This is a genomic window from Ideonella flava, from assembly GCF_051857595.1.
GTDB lineage: Bacteria > Pseudomonadota > Gammaproteobacteria > Burkholderiales > Burkholderiaceae_C > Ideonella.
In genome coordinates this window covers 348,408-363,493 of record NZ_JBPZHD010000002.1, presented here as the reverse complement: position 1 = coordinate 363,493, position 15,086 = coordinate 348,408, and the positions used below count along the sequence as shown (strand labels likewise).

Sequence of the window (15,086 nt, the reverse complement as noted above, 5' to 3'; positions counted from 1 at the left end):
AGGGCGCAAGCCGGCGTAGGACGGCGCCGCGCCGGCGGCCAGGGCTGCACGACAGCCCCTACCAGGTCGTCGGCGAAGGCGTGCCGTGGCCCGTCCAGCGCTCCACCACCGCGGCCAGCAGCGCCGTGCTGATCGGCTTGGTGACGAAGTCGTCCATGCCGGATTCGATGCAGCGGTCGCGGTCGCCGGCCAGGGCGTCGGCCGTGAGCGCCACGATGGGCGTGTAGTAGCCCTTGAGCACGCCGGCCTGGCGGATGCGGCGGGTGGCTTCGTAGCCATCCATGCCGGGCATGTGCAGGTCCATCAGGATCAGGTCGTAGCGGGCACGATCGGTCGCCTCGCAGGCCGCGGCGCCATCGCTGGCGATCTCCACCGTGCAGCCCAGTTTGGCGAGCATGTTCTCCACCACCAGCTGGTTCACGGCGTCATCCTCCACCAGCAGCACCCGGGTGTCCGCGCCCACGTGCAGATCGGCGGCGGCCGGCAGGTGGGCCGGCTCCGGGGCCGGCGCGGCGGATTTGCGCAGCGTGAGGTCGAACCAGAAGGTGGAGCCCTCGCCCTCGACGCTCGTCACGCCCACCTGGCCCTGCATCAGCTCGACCAGCTGCTTGACGATCGCCAGCCCCAGGCCCGATCCGCCGAAGCGGCGGGTGCTCGAGGTATCGGCCTGGGTGAAGGATTCGAAGACCCGCTCCAGCTGGTCTGGCGCAATGCCTATGCCGCTGTCGCGCACGGCGAAGCGCAGCTTGACCCACTCGGGCGTCTCGTGCAGGAGGCTGATCTCCAGGGTCACCGTGCCGCGCTCGGTGAACTTGACGGCGTTGTGCAGCAGGTTCACCAGCAGCTGGCGCAGTCGGATCGGATCTGCCTCGACGTGGGCGGGCACCTGAGGCGGGACGTGGCAGCTCAGCTTGACCGGCTTCTCGCGCGCGGCCACCGTCATGAGCTCGACCGCCTCGTGCGCCAGGGGACGCAGGTCGAGCGTGCTTGGATGCAGCACCAGCTTGCGGGCCTCGATGCGGGACAGGTCCAGCACGTCGTCTATGAGGGCCAGCAGCACCATGGCGGAGCGATGGGCCGTCTTGGCGTAGCGGCGCTGGTCGGGCGCGAGGGACGAACCCAGCAGCAGTTCGGTGGTGCCGAGAATGCCGTTCATCGGCGTGCGGATCTCGTGACTCACCACCGCGAGGAACTGGGACTTCGCCTGGTTGGCCTGCTCGGCCTGGTGGCGCGCGAGGTCGAGCTCAACCGCCTGCGCCTCCAGCATCCGCGTCTCGTGCTCCAGCCTCTCGACCAGGTCGCGCGCGGCATGCACTGCGGTGCGCAACCTGTCCCTCAGGCGCTCTATCACCAGGCCCGTGAGGGCCAGGTAAAGGCCGAGCAGGTACATCGTCCCGGTGATCGCCAGGCGATCGGACCAGGTGGCCGCGGCCGGCTCGCGCACCAGCGTCCCGACCGAATACAGCCCATAGACGCCGCAGACCACATGGTTGAAGTACAGCGCGCGCCGGAAGCCGAAGCCGACCTGGTCCGCCACGCGGATCAGCAGGAAGTAGGCGAAAAAGAGATTCGAGGTCTCGAGGTAGTACAGGTTGGGCAGCCAGACCAGCACGTCCAGGTGGAACAGCCAGTGGCTCAGGTCGAGCCCGCGGACCCGACCGTGCCCGTAGCGCAGCGCGGCCCATGCCAGGACCGAGTACAGCAAGTTGCAGGCCACGAGCAGCGACAGCTGCAGCAGAGGCAGTGCCCCCGGATTGCGCAGGTGCTGGACCGCGGCGATCAGGCTCAGGATGAGGAAGCCGCAGACCCGCACCACCGGGATCTGCGCGGTGTACAACCGGCGGGCGTCCGCAGCCTTGCGATCGGCCAGCAGCGCTGCATCGAGCGTGAAGCTGGACTCGAAGGGGGCGGCTTCGGGTGCGTCCAAGTCGACTCAGGGCGAGAGTGGCGAGCGGATGGTACGCCGTTTGCTGCGTCGCCCGTCAGCTTCGCCGCTCACCCGGTTACTCGACGTATCCCGGCTAACGGGCCAGCTGGACGCACTAAGCCACAGGTGGCAGACGCGCACGCAAGGCCACCAGTTCCGCACGCCCGATGGGCGGCCCTTGCGCCGGCACGACAAGGCCGAGATCCAGCTTCAGCACCTCGTCCAGGGCCTTCGCCCAACCCGACAGGCTGCCTCCTTCGCGCAGCAGCGACCGTGGCTCGCCCTCGGCATGGAGCGGCCCCACGGCGGTCACCCGGAGGTCGGGAAAGTGGACCACCGCGTCGCCGGCGCCTCGCGCCGGGCCGACCTGCATCAGCGCGAGACGGGCACCATGGAGCTCGAACTCGCGCAGACCATCGAAGCCCACCACGGCGCCCGCCGCCTTGTGCCCACTGGACGCGGCAGAGGCTGGCTCCGGTGTCTCCGCCGTGAAGCGACCCGCGACGATCGATGCCGCCATCAGCGTCACCCCTGCCGACACGAATCGCCCGGCAGCCCCGCTGTGGCTCTCCTCGCCGCTCGTCAACACCAGCAGGCGCACGGGCAGGTCGGCCAGGCGATTGACCCGACGGATCTGGCCCATCAGCGGCTTGAAGCTTTCTTCGCGCTTGGCGTCGACCACGACCAGGCCTTGCAGCGTCAGGCGCACGAGCGTGTTCGCCCCGCCGCCCGTGACCATGAAGAGCCCGGTGCGCAGCAGATCGGTCCGCAAGTCCTCCGGCGTGGATTCGACAGCACCCCAGACCGCAGCGGGCAGCCAGGCCCCCGCCGCGGCCAGGCGCAGCACCTCGCGCCGGCCGGTCCTATTGGCCATTCAGGGAGAAGGCGTAGAACCGGTTGTTGCCCGTGTAGCCCGGGATGCCCAGGTGGGTGTAGCCCGAGCCCCAGTAGACGACCCCATCGACCACCGCGGCCGAAGCCACCACCGAAGAGCCCGAGGCGTAGGTCCACAGCGGCAGCCCGGTCGCGCCGTCCAGCGCCAGCATCGTCGGGTCGTTGGCGGTGTTGCCCGACATCGAGGGCGCGTAGACGACGCCATTGGCGGCCGTCACCGCGCCCAGGGCGATGGAGCCGTTGGGATCGGCGGTGCGCCAGAGCACCGCGCCGGTGGCCGGGTCGAGCGCGGCCCACAGTCCGGCGTAGGTGCCGATGGGCGTCGGGATGCCGTAGAAGTTCGCCACCTGCACGTAGATGCGGCGGCCGTCGAAGGCCGAGCCCCATTCCATGCCGCCCAGCGAAGAGCCGGGGCCGACCTGGGTCTGCCACAGCGTCGCGCCCGTCTTCGGGTCCAGCGCGAAGTAGATGCCGCTCTTCTGCCCGGCGCCGAGGATGGTCCGCGACCCTTTCAACGTCGGATAGGTGATCAAGTTGGGCGCCGAGGCGAAGTCGTAGTCGGGTCCCGGGTTGCTCGGGCAGTTGGTGAACGGCGGAATGAAGCAGGCCACGTTCCAGTCGTCGGAGCCGTCGATCACGCCCGGCTGCTGCCACGTCACCAGTTTGCGGTTCCAGCGGATGGCGCCATTGCCCATGTCCAGCGCCAGCACCGAGTCGACGTGGTCGTCGGCGCTGTTGCAGGTGGCGGCCGTGCCGCCGGCGGCTATGCAGGCGCCATACGTGACACCCGCCTGGCTGGACGGCGCGTCGTCCTTGGGGTGGCTGTAGTTGTTGCCGGTGCTGACGTAGACCAGGCCACGATCGAGATCGACCGGCAGGTTGCTTCCCCAAACCCCGGCGCCGCTGTAGCCGGCGGGCGTGGTGTAGGTCTTCCACTTGACCTTGCCCTTGTTGGTCTGGACGGCGACGACGCTGCCGCGTGCCTTGCAGCAGGGATAGCTCGGGACGAAGCCGGCGATGCCCTCCTCGAGCGAAGCGACACCGACATAGACCGTGTCGCCGACCACCGTCGGCGAACCCGTGATGAGGGCGAAGGGATCGGAGGCCGCCGATTCGAGCTGCGTCTTCCACAGCAGCGCGCCGGTGGTGGCGCTGACGGCCAGCAGCCAGGCGCCCTCCTGCGTGCCGAGGTAGAGCACGCCCTTGACGACCGCCGGCGTGGTGCGCGAGTGGTAGCGCCCGTCGGCGCTGCCGGTCAGGCCGTAAGTCGCGAGATCGACCTTCCACACCGGCAGGCCGGTGTCGGCCCGCACCGCATGCAGGTAGCCGCCCCAGTCGGGGAAGTAGACGACACCGGCGACCACCGCGGCGCGTGCGGACACGTCGCCTTCGGTGATGTAGGTCCACTTCGGCGCCAGCTGGGCGACGTTGGCCGTCGAGACCAGCGTCTCGCCGGGCTGCGCCCCGGTGTTGCTCAGGTTCTGGCCGAACATCGGCCAATCGGCGCCATGGGCCGGCAGAGCCAGACTGGCGCCAGCCGCCACCATCGCCCACGCCACCCTGGCCAGGCGCGCGTGCGCCCATGCAGCGGCGCGCAGCCGCAGACCCTGCGTGTTTTTCATGATCCCTCCAAGCCCACTCACATGCCGGACCAACGGGCCGGCGCCTGTGCTGATCGACAAATGGCGCTTGCGCCGGGCGTCAAGGGGATGGCGCGCAGCCGGTCGCGGGGATCAGCTCGCCGCGGGCTGCAGGCTCAAGGTCGGGCGGATCGTAACGATTGCAACTGCCCGCAGCAATCGGATTCGCGGTCGTGTCCCTCGCGTGTGGCGGCGCGGGTCCCCAGCGAGAACGCGTAGAACCGGTTGCCCGAGGTGAATCCGCCCAATCGGCCGTAGCCCGAGCCCCAGTAGACGACGCCGTCCACGATGCTGGCCCCGGCCACCACCGAAGCGCCTGCGGCGAAGCTCCACAGGCTTTGGCCGGTGGCGGCGTCGAGTGCGAGCATGGTCGGGTCGGCCGGGCTGTTGGCCGCCATCGAAGGCGCGAACACCACGCCGTTGGCGGCTGTCACGGCCCCCATGGCGAAAGAGCCGTTCGGATCCGCGGCGCGCCACAGCACGGCGCCGGAGGCCGGGTCCAGCGCCGCCCAGTAGCCCGCACGCGTGCCCAGCGGCGTGGGCTGGCCGTAGAAGTTGGTGATCTGAACGTAGATGCGCTTGCCGTCGGAGGCCGAGCCCCACTGCATGCCGCCCATCGACGAGCCCGGCCCCGCCTGGGTCTGCCACAGCGTGGCGCCGGTCTTCGGATCCAGCGCGTAGTAGATGCCGCTCTTCTGCCCGGCGCCGACGATCGTCCTGGCGATGCCCTTGGCGTTGGTGTAGGTGATGAGCTGGGGAGCCGAGGCGAAGTCGTAGTCGGGCCCGGCGCCGCTCGGGCAGTTCTGGAAGGGCGGGAAGAGGCAGCCGACGTTCCAGTCGTCCAGGCCGTCCATGACGCCCTCCTGCTGCCAGGTGACCAGGTGGCGGCTCCAGCGCACGGCGCCCGTGCGGGCCTCCAGCGCGAGGACGGCATCGAAGTGGTTGTCCGGACTGTTGCAGCTCGCCTGCGTGCCGCCGGCCGCCATGCACTGGCCGTAGGTGACGCCCGGCGTGCCGGAAGGCGCGCCATCGGCCGGGTGGCCGTAGTTGTTGCCGGTGCTCGCGTAGACGAGGCCGCGTTCGGCGTCCACGGCCAGGTTGCTGCCCCACACGCCGGCACCGCTGTAGCCGACCGGCGTCGTGTAGGTCTTCCACTTGATCTTTCCCTTGGCGGCATGCACGGCGACCACGCTGCCGCGGGCCTTGCAGCAGGGATAGTCGGCCGAGCCGGCGACGCCCTCCTCGCCGGAGGTGAGGCCCAGGTAGATCATGTCGCCAACGATGGTCGGGGACGATGTGATGCGAGCGTACGGATCGTTCGCGGGCGACTCCAGCTGCGACTTCCACACCAGCCTGCCGGTGGCCGCTTCGAGGGCCAGGAGCCAGGCTCCCTCCTGCGTGCCGAGATAGAGCACGCCGCCGGACACTGCGGGCGTGGTGCGCGATCGATAGCGCCCGTCGCCGCTGCCGGTGAGCCCGTAGGACGCCAGGTCAGCCTGCCAGATCGCCTGACCGGTCGCCGCATCGACCGCATGCACGTAGCCGCCCCAATCGGGGAAGAAGACGATGCCGTCGACGACCGCGGCGCGGGCCGAGACGTCGCCCTGCGTGGTGTAGACCCATTTCGCGACCAGCTGCGATGCCGTGACGGCGGAGATCGCCGTCTCGGCCGGCTGGACCGCGCTGTTGCGGGCGTTCTGCCCGGCCATCGGCCAGTCGGCGGCGGCCGCCGGAAGCGCCAGTGAAAGGCCTGCGGCCCATAGAAATGCTTGTGCGGCGCCCAGCAGCCGCCGTTGATGCGTGCGTGTCATGTATTCCCCCCAAGGCCACCGACCGAGCGGGGGAAATCCTAGTGATCAACCGGAGCGGCGACCACCCCCCAGCTTCGGTGGCGCGCGCCACTCGTCCCAAAGGTCGCGCGCCTGCATCCACCAATACACCACCTGCGTGGCCATGCGGCCGGCGGCGCCGCCCGCCCAGCGCAGAGGGAAGGCCTGGTAGCGCCGCCACTCGTCGTCGCCTTCGGTGATGGCGTCGGCCAGCAGCAGGGCCCCGGCGGCGGTCTGCCCCACACCATGGCCGCCATAGGCGGAAGACATCCACAACCCCGGCTCCAGCTGGCCGATGAAGGGCATCTTGTGGCGGGCATAACCCATCACGCCCGGCCAGGCATGAGCGATCTTCACCGCCGAGAGCTGGGGGAACACGGCCACGATGTGGCGGCGCATCAGCTCGCGCAGGCCCGGCGGCTCGCGGGTGTCGGTGGTGATGCGGCCACCCCAGAGCAGCCGGTCGCCATCGACGACGCGGAAGTAGTCGCAGGCGCGGCGGGTGTCGGTCACCGCGCCGCCCCAGCGCACGCTATCGCCCAGGGCACGGCCCAGCGGCTCGGTGACCGCCACATAGGTCGCGACCGGCAGCACCGAGCGCACCAGCGTCCGGTGCAGCGGGCCCAGGTCGGCATTGCCGGCCAGGACCAGCTCGGCCGCCTCGACCCGGCCTTGCGCCGTGCGCGCCACCCAGGCACCCCTCTCGCGCGCGATGGTGTCGACACCCGTGCCTTCGAACACCTGGCCACCGCGCGCGACGACGTCCGCCGCCAGGGCCAGGGCGAGATTCAGCGGATGGATCTGGAAGGCCTGCGGATCGTGGATGGCCTGGTGGTAGCGCGAGGTCGCGAGGGCGCCCTGCACTTGCTCCGCGGTCCACGGCTCGAAGGCCGCGCCCAGCGTCTCCGCCAGGGCCCGCACTTCGTCGCCAAAGCCGCGGCCGCGGGCACTGCGGCAGCAGGTGAGCTGACCGCGCCCCATCAGCAGCTCGGGGCGCCCCAGCTCGGCAATCGCCTGCTCGACGAGCCGCACGCCGGCCTGGCTGTGGGCGAACAGGGCGCGTGCCCGCTGGGCTCCCAGACGCTGCACCAGCGAGGCGGAGCTCTCCGCGAAGCCCGGGCTGACGAAGCCCCCGTTGCGCCCGGACGCCCCCCAGCCTATTCGCTGCCGCTCCAGCACGGCGACCCGGCGTCCGCGCAGGGCGAGCAGGCGCGCGAGGTGCAGGCCGGCAAAGCCGCCGCCGACGATGGCCACGTCGGCCTTCGCCAGGCCGGCGAGCCCCGCCCGCGGCTCGGCGGGCATACGGGTCAGGGCATACCAGCTGGGCGGGTAGTCACCGGGTGGTGCGCGCATGGCTGGATTCTGCGAGGGCCACCGCCCGACACCATGGCGCAACCAGGGTGATCGGGCGCAAAAGGTGACCCTGGCAGGCGGCGTGCCCAAAGATGCTGGAACTCTTGCCGTAAGGAAGACTCATTCCCGTCAATTCGAGCGATCCAGCCCCGTGATCGCCGTCACACTGGCGGGGCGTCCCCTCCCCCCGGCCCAGCTACCCGCCCTCCTCCATGACTGATCTCTGGCAGAAGTTTCTCGGGCACTGCCGTGCCCACCCCCGTGCAACGATGGCCGTGCTGGTGTCGTTGGTCATGATCAGCGCCTTCGCCTGGCTGTGGCAGCACGCTCATGCGGATGCCGAGGCTTACAAGAACCCGCAGGCCCTGAAGTTCGAGCAGGGCACCGACGACTGGCTGGCCCGCCCGCGGTCGGCCTCCGAATTCGCCCAGGCCGTCAACGCCGGCCAGGTCGCCGAAGTGGCCCTGGCCAACGGCCGGCCCGGGCTGGTGCTCTACACCTTGAAGAACGGCGAGAAGGCCAGCACCAACGTGCCCGGTTGCTCGTCGCTGGGCTGCACCGGCACCGTGCTCGACAAGCTGGGCGAGCGCAGCGCCGCCGCCGGCTTCTCGCTGGTGGGCGTGGACATCGACGGCCGCACCCGCAGCCAGCGGGCGCTCAACGCGGTGGAGTCGGTCATCCCGCCGGTGCTGCTGATGCTGGTCGTCGGCTACGGCCTGATGATGCTGGCGCGCCTGCAGACCAGCGCCGGCAACAACGCCACCACCGTCGCGGTGCGACCCGACATCCGCTTTGCCGACGCGATCGGCAACGACGAGGCCAAGTCCGCGCTCAAGCGCGTGAAAGCCTTCCTGCACGACCCGGCCCAGTACGCCAAGCTGGGCGCCTCGGCGCCGCGAGGCGTGCTGCTCGTCGGCCCGCCCGGCACCGGCAAGACGCTGCTGGCCAAGGCCCTGGCCGGCGAGAGCAAGGCCAACTTCATCGCCGTCGACGGCTCCTACTTCACCGCCACGTACTACGGCGCCGGCGTGGCCAAGGTCAAGGCCCTGTTCAAGCTGGCCCGCAAGCAGGCGCCCTGCGTGCTGTTCATCGACGAGGTCGATGGCATCGGCAAGCGCGCGCAAGGCGGCCCGGGCGGCGGTGCCGAGTCGGAGATGAACCGGATCATCAACCGCGTCCTGGTCGAGATGGACGGCTTCGACCCGATGGACAACGTGGTGGTGGTCGCGGCCACCAACCACGAGGACAACATCGACGAGGCGATGCGCCGCCCCGGTCGCTTCGACATGCTGGTGCGCCTGAACAAGCCCACCCTGCCCGAGCGCGCCGCCCTGTTCGACCTGTACCTCGGCAAGGTCAAGTACGACGGCTCGGCCGATTCGGCGGCGCTGGCGCGCATGTCCTCCGGACTGTCCCCGGCCGAGATCGCCAACGTGGTCAACAAGGCCGCCTCCACCGCAGCCGAGGCGGGCGCCGAGAGCGTCACCGCCGCGCACCTCATAGGCGCGGTCGAGACGCAGCTGCTGGGCGGCGAAGTCTCGCCCATCAAGGACCTGCTGACCGCCGGCACGCGCGATCGCCTGGCCTACCACGAGGCCGGCCACGCGCTGGTGGGCCACTGGACGGGCGCCGGCCGCATCGAGCGCGTCACCATCGAGCCGCGCGGCCCCGGCCTCGGCGTGACCTACATGACCCGCGAGACGGAGGATCCGCTGTACGCCCAGGGCGAGCTGGTCGGCCGAATCGCCATGCTGCTGGCCGGCCGCGAGGCCGAGCTGATGGTGCTGGGCACCGTGTCCTCCGGCGCGTCGGACGACCTCAAGCGCGCTTCCGAACTCGCCATCCAGATGGTGGGCCAGCTCGGCTTCTCCGAGAGCTTCGGCCTGCTCAGCATCTCCGGCATCCCCAAGGAGCTGATGGGTCCGCACCTGCAGGCCGCGCTGCTGACCGAAGCCCGGACCTTGCTCGAAGAGGCCCAGGCGACCTGCCGCCGCCTGCTGACCGAGCAGCGCGCTCGCCTGGACGCGATGGCCGAGGCGCTGCTCAACACCGAGGTGCTCTCGGGCGAGCCGCTGAAGGCCCTGCTCGGCAACCCTGCCGAAGCGGCGCCGGCCCTGCCGGCCCCGGAAGAAGCCGTCAGCTGAACAGCGCTGCCAGCCGCGTCACGGCGGCCTCCGAAGACGCGCGGTCCGGCCGCGCGTCTTCGTTTCCGTAGTCGTTCTCCCCCTGCGCCTGAACGATGATCCCGTCGCGGCGCGGCACCGCCACCACGTTGTGGCCGCGCCAGGCGATGCCGTAGTTCACCTCCGGCTGGGGGATGAGCCGGGCCGTCTGGCCGCGCACTGGCACGATGGAATCGTCGCCGAACAGCGCCCGCGCCCCATACCCCGTGCAGTTGACGATGGTGCGCTCGGGCAGCCCGGCCAGCTGGCGCGGGCTTTCGAACTCGCGCTGGACCAGCCGCCCGCCCTCGCGGAAGAAATCCTCCAGCAGCAGCCGCGAGTAGCTGGCGAGGTTGAACATCATCTGGGTGTAGCGCCGAGCGTGGGGCGCCTTGCCGGCGAACGGATGCTCACCCGGCCCCAGGGCCTGCGAGCGGGGCCACAGCTCGCGGATGCGCGATTCGAGCTCGGCGTACTCCGGCTCCCGGTCCTCCCAGCCGGCGATCGGCTGGTCGAACGGCACGTCGGACAGGACGTAGCCGTCGTGCCAGGCCACCGGCTCGCCGGCCAGGCCGAGCAGGCTCTGCCAGGTCTTGAACGAGTGGCGCGCCATGGCCTCCCAGGCGTCGCCGAAAGCCGGCGTCGCGTGCTCCTGCAGCACCAGGCGCGAGTCGGGCGACCACACGCCGGTGGCGGCCGACGAGCGGACCTCGGGCGGCCGGTCCTTGCAGTAGATCCGCACCTTCAGGCCGGCCCTTTGTGCCACCCGCGCCGTGGTCATGCCGATGGCCCCGCAGCCGACGATGGCGATCTCCTTCTCGCGTGTCGCCTGGATCAGCGCGAGCGCCCGCTGCGCCGAGCCCCATGACAGGGACCAGCCGCTGCCCCCGTGGCCATAGTGGTGGACGATGGCCTTGCCGTGCCGCCGCTCGGCCTCGATGCGCGGGCCCTGCGGCCGGAACGGGCGGGTGCAGGCCGAAATGTCGATGATGCGGTCGGGCTGCGCGCGGATGGGCGCCAGGGGCTGGGGGGAGGCAAAGGCCGTGGGGCCGTCGGCGATCGCCGCCAGCGGGGACAAGGCAAGGGCACTGCCGAGGAGGTCGCGGCGGTTCATGGTGGGGGACGGCTGGTGTGTGAGGGCGCGAATTATGAACGGCCGTCACCTCGAGTACGCTGATTTAAAAGGTTAGCGCGTCACTCTCCCAGGCGAGCCGTCCAACCCGCGGAGAAACCCTGTTCGCGCCCTCCAGCCGCGGTTTCATCATGGGCACCTTGCCCTGCGCCCGAAGGAGCCGCCATGCCCAGCCCTGCCGCCCGTTCCGTCGCCGAACTCGTCGCCCGCTTCCTGGTCGCCCGCGGAGTCGACCGGATCTTCGGCCTGCAGGGGGGCCACATCCAGCCGATCTGGGATCACCTGGCGCAACTGGGCGTGCGCATCGTGGACGTGCGCGACGAGGGCGCGGCGGTGCACATGGCGCATGCCCATTCGGCCCTGTCCGGCCGGGTCGGGGTCGCCATGGCGACGGCCGGGCCCGGCGTCACCAACTGCGTGACGGCCATGACCAACGCCCACCTCGAGCGCGTTCCGGTGCTGCTCATCGGGGGCTGCCCGCCCCGCCCGCAGGACGACCTGGGGCCGCTGCAGGGCATAGACCACGCAGCGATCATGGCCCCCATCACCCGCTGGTCCCGCACACTGCGGGTGGCCGACCAAATCGCGCGTGACCTGGACAAGGCCTGGGCCATGGCCGAGGGCGACGGCAACCCGCCCGGCCCGGTCTACATCGAGATCCCGACCGACGTGCTGCGCGAGACCGTGCCGGCCGCGATGGTGCTGGAAGAGCACCTCGCGCCCCGAACCCGCCGCCGGCTGCTGCCGGATCCGGCCGAGCTGCAGCGTGCCGCCGCCCTCCTGCAGCAGGCGCGCCGGCCGCTCGTGGTCAGTGGGCGAGGCGCGCGTGGCAGCGGCGCCGCGCTCAAGCGCCTGCTCGAGGCGACCGGAGCCGTCTACCTCGACACCCAGGAAAGCCGCGGCCTGGTCGATCCCGGGCACGTCTCGGTCGTGGGCGCGGTGCGGGCCAAGGCCATGCAGGAGGCCGACCTGGTCCTGGTGGTCGGCCGCAAGCTCGACTACCAGATGGCCTACGGCTCGCCGGCCGTGTTCAAGGCCGCGCGCTTCGTGCGCATCGCGGACCACGCCGATGAACTGCGCGACAACCGGCGCGGCGAGGTGGAGCTGCTGGCCGATCCCGCCCTCGCGCTCGACGCGCTGGCCGAGTCCCTCGCCCGGCCTTCGGCGGCGCTCGACCTGAGCTGGACGCAGACCCTGCGCGCGGAGCACCTCCGGCGCGCCCTCAAGCATGCCGAGAACCTGTCGCGTGCCGAGCCGGGCAAGGACGGCCACATGCATCCCAACCGTATCTTCGGCGCGCTGCGAAAGGTGCTGCGACCCGACGCCATCACCATCGCCGATGGCGGCGACCTGCTGAGCTTCGCCCGCATGGGCCTGGAGTCGCGCGAGTACCTCGATGCCGGCGCCTTCGGCTGCCTCGGCGTCGGCACGCCCTATGGCGTCGCCGCGGCCCTGCTGCACCCCGACAGGCAGGTGGTCGTCGTCACCGGTGACGGCGCCTTCGGCATCAACGCGATGGAGATCGACAGCGCCCAGCGCCACGGCGCCAAGGTCGTCTTCATCGTGTCGAACAACGCCGCCTGGAACATCGAGCGGCTGGACCAGGAGATGAACTACGGTGGCCGGGTCGTCGGCACCACGCTGGCCTGGAGCGACTACGCCGGCATGGCGCGCGCCTTCGGCCTGCATGCCGAGCGCGTCACCGACCCGGTCCGCCTGCAAGGCGCGATCGAAGAGGCCTTCGCCCAGGCGCCGGCCCTGATCGACGTGGTCACCACCCGCGATGCCCTGAGCTCCGACGCCGGCAAGGGCCTGGGCTGGGTGCCAGATCGCCAGGCGCTGACCGCCTGGGACGAGGCCGAGCAGGCGCGCCGGGCCTGAGGCCCTCACGAAGAGAGGAGGCCGCGAATGAGCCACCTGCTGAACCTGTCGGATTCGGTCGCCACCCAGGCCCGCCTGCACCCGGCCAAGCCGGGCGCGCGGGACTCCCGCCGCTCGCTCACCTACGCGCAATGGGACGAGCGGGCCAGCCGCCTGGCGAATGCGCTGCTCGCGCGAGGCTTGAGCCAAGGCGACCGGGTCGCCCTGCTCGGCTACAACGCCGTCGAGTGGATGGAGCTGTACGTCGGCCTGGCGCGGGCCGGCCTGGCGGCCGTGCCGGTCAACTTCCGGCTTCGCCCGCCGGAGATCGGCTACATCCTCGAGCACAGCGAGGCTCGGGCGATCGTGGTGCAGGAGGATCTGCGCGCCACGGTCGAGCCCCTGCGCAGCGAGTGGGCCATCGCGCCCTCGTGCTGCATCGTCTTCGGCGGCGCCGATGGCCCGGTGCCCGCCGGCTGGCAAGGCTACGAGGCGATGCTGGCCGGCGCCTCGCCTACGCCGCCCCAGGTGGCCGTGGCCCCGGCCGACCTGTTTGCGCTGATGTACACCTCCGGCACGACCGGCAAGCCCAAGGGCGCCATGCGCAGCCACGAGGGCAACGCCCTGCTGGCTTTCGCCACCGCGCTGGAGTTCGGGCTCTCGGCCGAAGACACCGCCCTGCTGGTGATGCCGCTGTGCCACGCCAACTCGCTGTACTTCGCCCTCACCTTCGCCATGCTGGGCGCGACCATCGTCATCGACGACCGCCCGCATTTCGACCCGGCCGCGCTGCTGGCCACGCTGGCCGAATCGCGCATCACCTTCACCTCGCTGGTGCCGACGCACTACATCATGATGCTGGCCCTGCCCGAGGAGGAGAAGGCCAGGCGCGACCTCGGCGCCGTGGGCAAGCTGCTCATCTCGTCGGCCCCCGCGCGGCCCGACACCAAGCGCGCGATCCTGGGCCTGTTCCCCAACGCGAAACTGTTCGAGCTCTACGGCTCCACCGAGGCCGGCTGGGTCACCCTGCTGCGGCCGCACGAGCAGCTGGAGCGCCTGGGCACCGTGGGCCGCGAATGGGCCGGCTCGGGTGCGATCCGGCTGCTCGACGGCGAAGGCCACGAAGTGCCGGATGGCGACGTCGGGGAGCTCTACTCACGCACCGCCTACGTGTTCGACGGCTACTGGAAGAACCCCGAGAAGACCGCCGAGGCCTTCCGCGGCGAATGGTGCTCGGTGGGCGACCTGGCCCGGCGCAACGCCGAGGGCTTCATCGAACTGGTCGACCGCAAGAGCAACATGATCATCAGCGGCGGCGAGAACATCTACCCATCGGAGGTCGAGGCCGTCCTGGGCGCGCATCCCGGCGTGCAGGACGTGGCGGTCGTCGGCGTGCCCGACGACAAATGGGGCGAAGCGGTGCTCGCCGTCGTGGTGCGCCGCGCGGGCCAGGCGGCGGACGAGGCGCAACTGCTCGCCTGGTGCCGCGAACGCATGGCCGGCTACAAGCGGCCGCGCTCGGTCCTGTTCATCGCCGACGAAGACATGCCCCGCACGGCCACCGGCAAGATCCAGCACCGGTTGCTGCGCGACCGCGTGCAGGCCCTGCGCCGTTGAGCCTCACGCCGTCGCCAGGCGCACGCGCTCCTGCGCCACGCGCAGGTCGGCGATCCAGCGCAGGAAGGCTTGCTCCCTGTCCTCGCCGCGAAGGCGCAGCAAGGCCGAAGGGTGCAGGGTGACGAGCACCGGCAGGCCGTCGGCCCGCTGCAGCCACAGGCCGCGGTTGGCGAGCACCGGCACGGCCTGGCCGAGCAGCGAGCGGGCTGCCGTCGCGCCCAGTGCCACCACGGCTTGCGGTCGCACGATGCCGATCTCGCTTTCCAGCCAGTGCAGGCAGGCCTCGGCCTCGCGCTGGGCCGGCGTCTTGTGCATGCGGCGCTTGCCGCGCAGCACGTACTTGAAATGCTTGACCGCATTGGTGACGTAGAGCTGCTCGCGCGGCCAGCCCAGTCGCTGCAAGGCCTTGTCCAGCAGCTGCCCCGCCGGGCCGACGAACGGCCGGCCTGCCAGGTCCTCCTTGTCGCCGGGCTGCTCGCCGACGAGCATCAGGCGCGCCCGGGCCGGGCCCTCGCCCCACACCGTCTGCGTGGCGCCCTGCCAGAGCGGGCACTCGCGGCAGTGCATCGCCTCCTCGGCAAGGAGTTCGAGCTGGGCGGGGGCCGGTGAAGCGGCGACGGGCATGCCGCGGTTCGGCAATCCCCATGCCTCGGAACGCCGAGCCTGCGTGCC

General features: G+C 71.0%; 10 protein-coding genes. 3 read left to right on the top strand and 7 right to left on the bottom strand.

The window, feature by feature from the left end:
• Positions 1 to 58: 58 nt before the first annotated feature.
• The 5 genes from ACS5PM_RS05330 to ACS5PM_RS05310 all read right to left on the bottom strand — a co-directional run bounded on the left by ACS5PM_RS05330 (position 59) and on the right by ACS5PM_RS05310 (position 7,643).
• Entirely contained in the window at positions 59 to 1,927 is a 1,869-nt protein-coding gene (locus ACS5PM_RS05330; RefSeq protein WP_439386243.1) for an ATP-binding protein, read from the bottom strand.
• A 115-nt stretch (positions 1,928 to 2,042) separates the two neighbouring features.
• On the bottom strand, positions 2,043 to 2,801 hold the full coding sequence (locus tag ACS5PM_RS05325; protein ID WP_439386241.1) for an MBL fold metallo-hydrolase: 759 nt from the start codon (positions 2,799 to 2,801) through the stop codon (positions 2,043 to 2,045).
• Positions 2,791 to 4,443, bottom strand: a complete 1,653-nt coding sequence (locus ACS5PM_RS05320) for an outer membrane protein assembly factor BamB family protein (protein ID WP_439386239.1) — start codon at positions 4,441 to 4,443, stop codon at positions 2,791 to 2,793. The genes ACS5PM_RS05325 and ACS5PM_RS05320 overlap by 11 nt, the downstream gene beginning before the upstream one ends.
• Positions 4,444 to 4,577: 134 nt before the next feature.
• Positions 4,578 to 6,272 carry an outer membrane protein assembly factor BamB family protein gene (locus ACS5PM_RS05315; RefSeq protein WP_439386236.1) on the bottom strand — a complete coding sequence of 565 codons (1,695 nt, stop codon included), beginning with the start codon at positions 6,270 to 6,272 and terminating at the stop codon, positions 4,578 to 4,580.
• Between the two features lie 45 nt (positions 6,273 to 6,317).
• Entirely contained in the window at positions 6,318 to 7,643 is a 1,326-nt protein-coding gene (locus tag ACS5PM_RS05310; protein ID WP_439386234.1) for an NAD(P)/FAD-dependent oxidoreductase, read from the bottom strand.
• A 293-nt stretch (positions 7,644 to 7,936) separates the two neighbouring features.
• Between ACS5PM_RS05310 and ACS5PM_RS05305 the strand changes: the two genes are divergently transcribed.
• Positions 7,937 to 9,787 (top strand): AAA family ATPase, encoded by a 1,851-nt coding sequence (locus ACS5PM_RS05305; RefSeq protein WP_439386232.1) that lies wholly within the window; start codon positions 7,937 to 7,939, stop codon positions 9,785 to 9,787.
• On the opposite strand, the gene ACS5PM_RS05300 is transcribed toward ACS5PM_RS05305, so the two are convergent.
• Complete coding sequence (locus ACS5PM_RS05300; RefSeq protein ID WP_439386230.1) at positions 9,780 to 10,919, bottom strand: FAD-dependent oxidoreductase; 1,140 nt, start codon at positions 10,917 to 10,919, stop codon at positions 9,780 to 9,782. The genes ACS5PM_RS05305 and ACS5PM_RS05300 overlap by 8 nt on opposite strands.
• A 183-nt stretch (positions 10,920 to 11,102) precedes the next feature.
• Here ACS5PM_RS05300 and ACS5PM_RS05295 point away from each other — a divergent pair, with 183 nt between their 5' ends.
• The gene (locus ACS5PM_RS05295; RefSeq protein WP_439386227.1) at positions 11,103 to 12,818 is read left to right on the top strand and encodes a 2-hydroxyacyl-CoA lyase; all 1,716 of its coding nucleotides are present in this window, start codon (positions 11,103 to 11,105) and stop codon (positions 12,816 to 12,818) included.
• A gap of 27 nt (positions 12,819 to 12,845) precedes the next feature.
• Positions 12,846 to 14,414: a class I adenylate-forming enzyme family protein gene (locus ACS5PM_RS05290; protein ID WP_439386225.1), complete on the top strand. Its 1,569-nt coding sequence runs from the start codon at positions 12,846 to 12,848 to the stop codon at positions 14,412 to 14,414.
• A gap of 3 nt (positions 14,415 to 14,417) precedes the next feature.
• Here ACS5PM_RS05290 and ACS5PM_RS05285 read toward each other — a convergent pair whose 3' ends face one another.
• Positions 14,418 to 15,038 carry a UdgX family uracil-DNA binding protein gene (locus ACS5PM_RS05285; protein ID WP_439386223.1) on the bottom strand — a complete coding sequence of 207 codons (621 nt, stop codon included), beginning with the start codon at positions 15,036 to 15,038 and terminating at the stop codon, positions 14,418 to 14,420.
• Positions 15,039 to 15,086 lie beyond the last annotated feature (48 nt).

Excerpts from the sequence above, each read along its gene's own strand:
- ACS5PM_RS05290 (WP_439386225.1), top strand. The coding sequence starts at position 12,846 with ATGAGCCACCTGCTGAACCTGTCGGATTCGGTCGCCACCCAGGCCCGC.
- ACS5PM_RS05310 (WP_439386234.1), bottom strand. The coding sequence starts at position 7,643 with ATGCGCGCACCACCCGGTGACTACCCGCCCAGCTGGTATGCCCTGACC.
- ACS5PM_RS05285 (WP_439386223.1), bottom strand. The coding sequence starts at position 15,038 with ATGCCCGTCGCCGCTTCACCGGCCCCCGCCCAGCTCGAACTCCTTGCC.
- ACS5PM_RS05325 (WP_439386241.1), bottom strand. The coding sequence starts at position 2,801 with ATGGCCAATAGGACCGGCCGGCGCGAGGTGCTGCGCCTGGCCGCGGCG.
- ACS5PM_RS05300 (WP_439386230.1), bottom strand. The coding sequence starts at position 10,919 with ATGAACCGCCGCGACCTCCTCGGCAGTGCCCTTGCCTTGTCCCCGCTG.
- ACS5PM_RS05305 (WP_439386232.1), top strand. The coding sequence starts at position 7,937 with ATGATCAGCGCCTTCGCCTGGCTGTGGCAGCACGCTCATGCGGATGCC.
- ACS5PM_RS05320 (WP_439386239.1), bottom strand. The coding sequence starts at position 4,443 with ATGAAAAACACGCAGGGTCTGCGGCTGCGCGCCGCTGCATGGGCGCAC.
- ACS5PM_RS05295 (WP_439386227.1), top strand. The coding sequence starts at position 11,103 with ATGCCCAGCCCTGCCGCCCGTTCCGTCGCCGAACTCGTCGCCCGCTTC.
- ACS5PM_RS05315 (WP_439386236.1), bottom strand. The coding sequence starts at position 6,272 with ATGACACGCACGCATCAACGGCGGCTGCTGGGCGCCGCACAAGCATTT.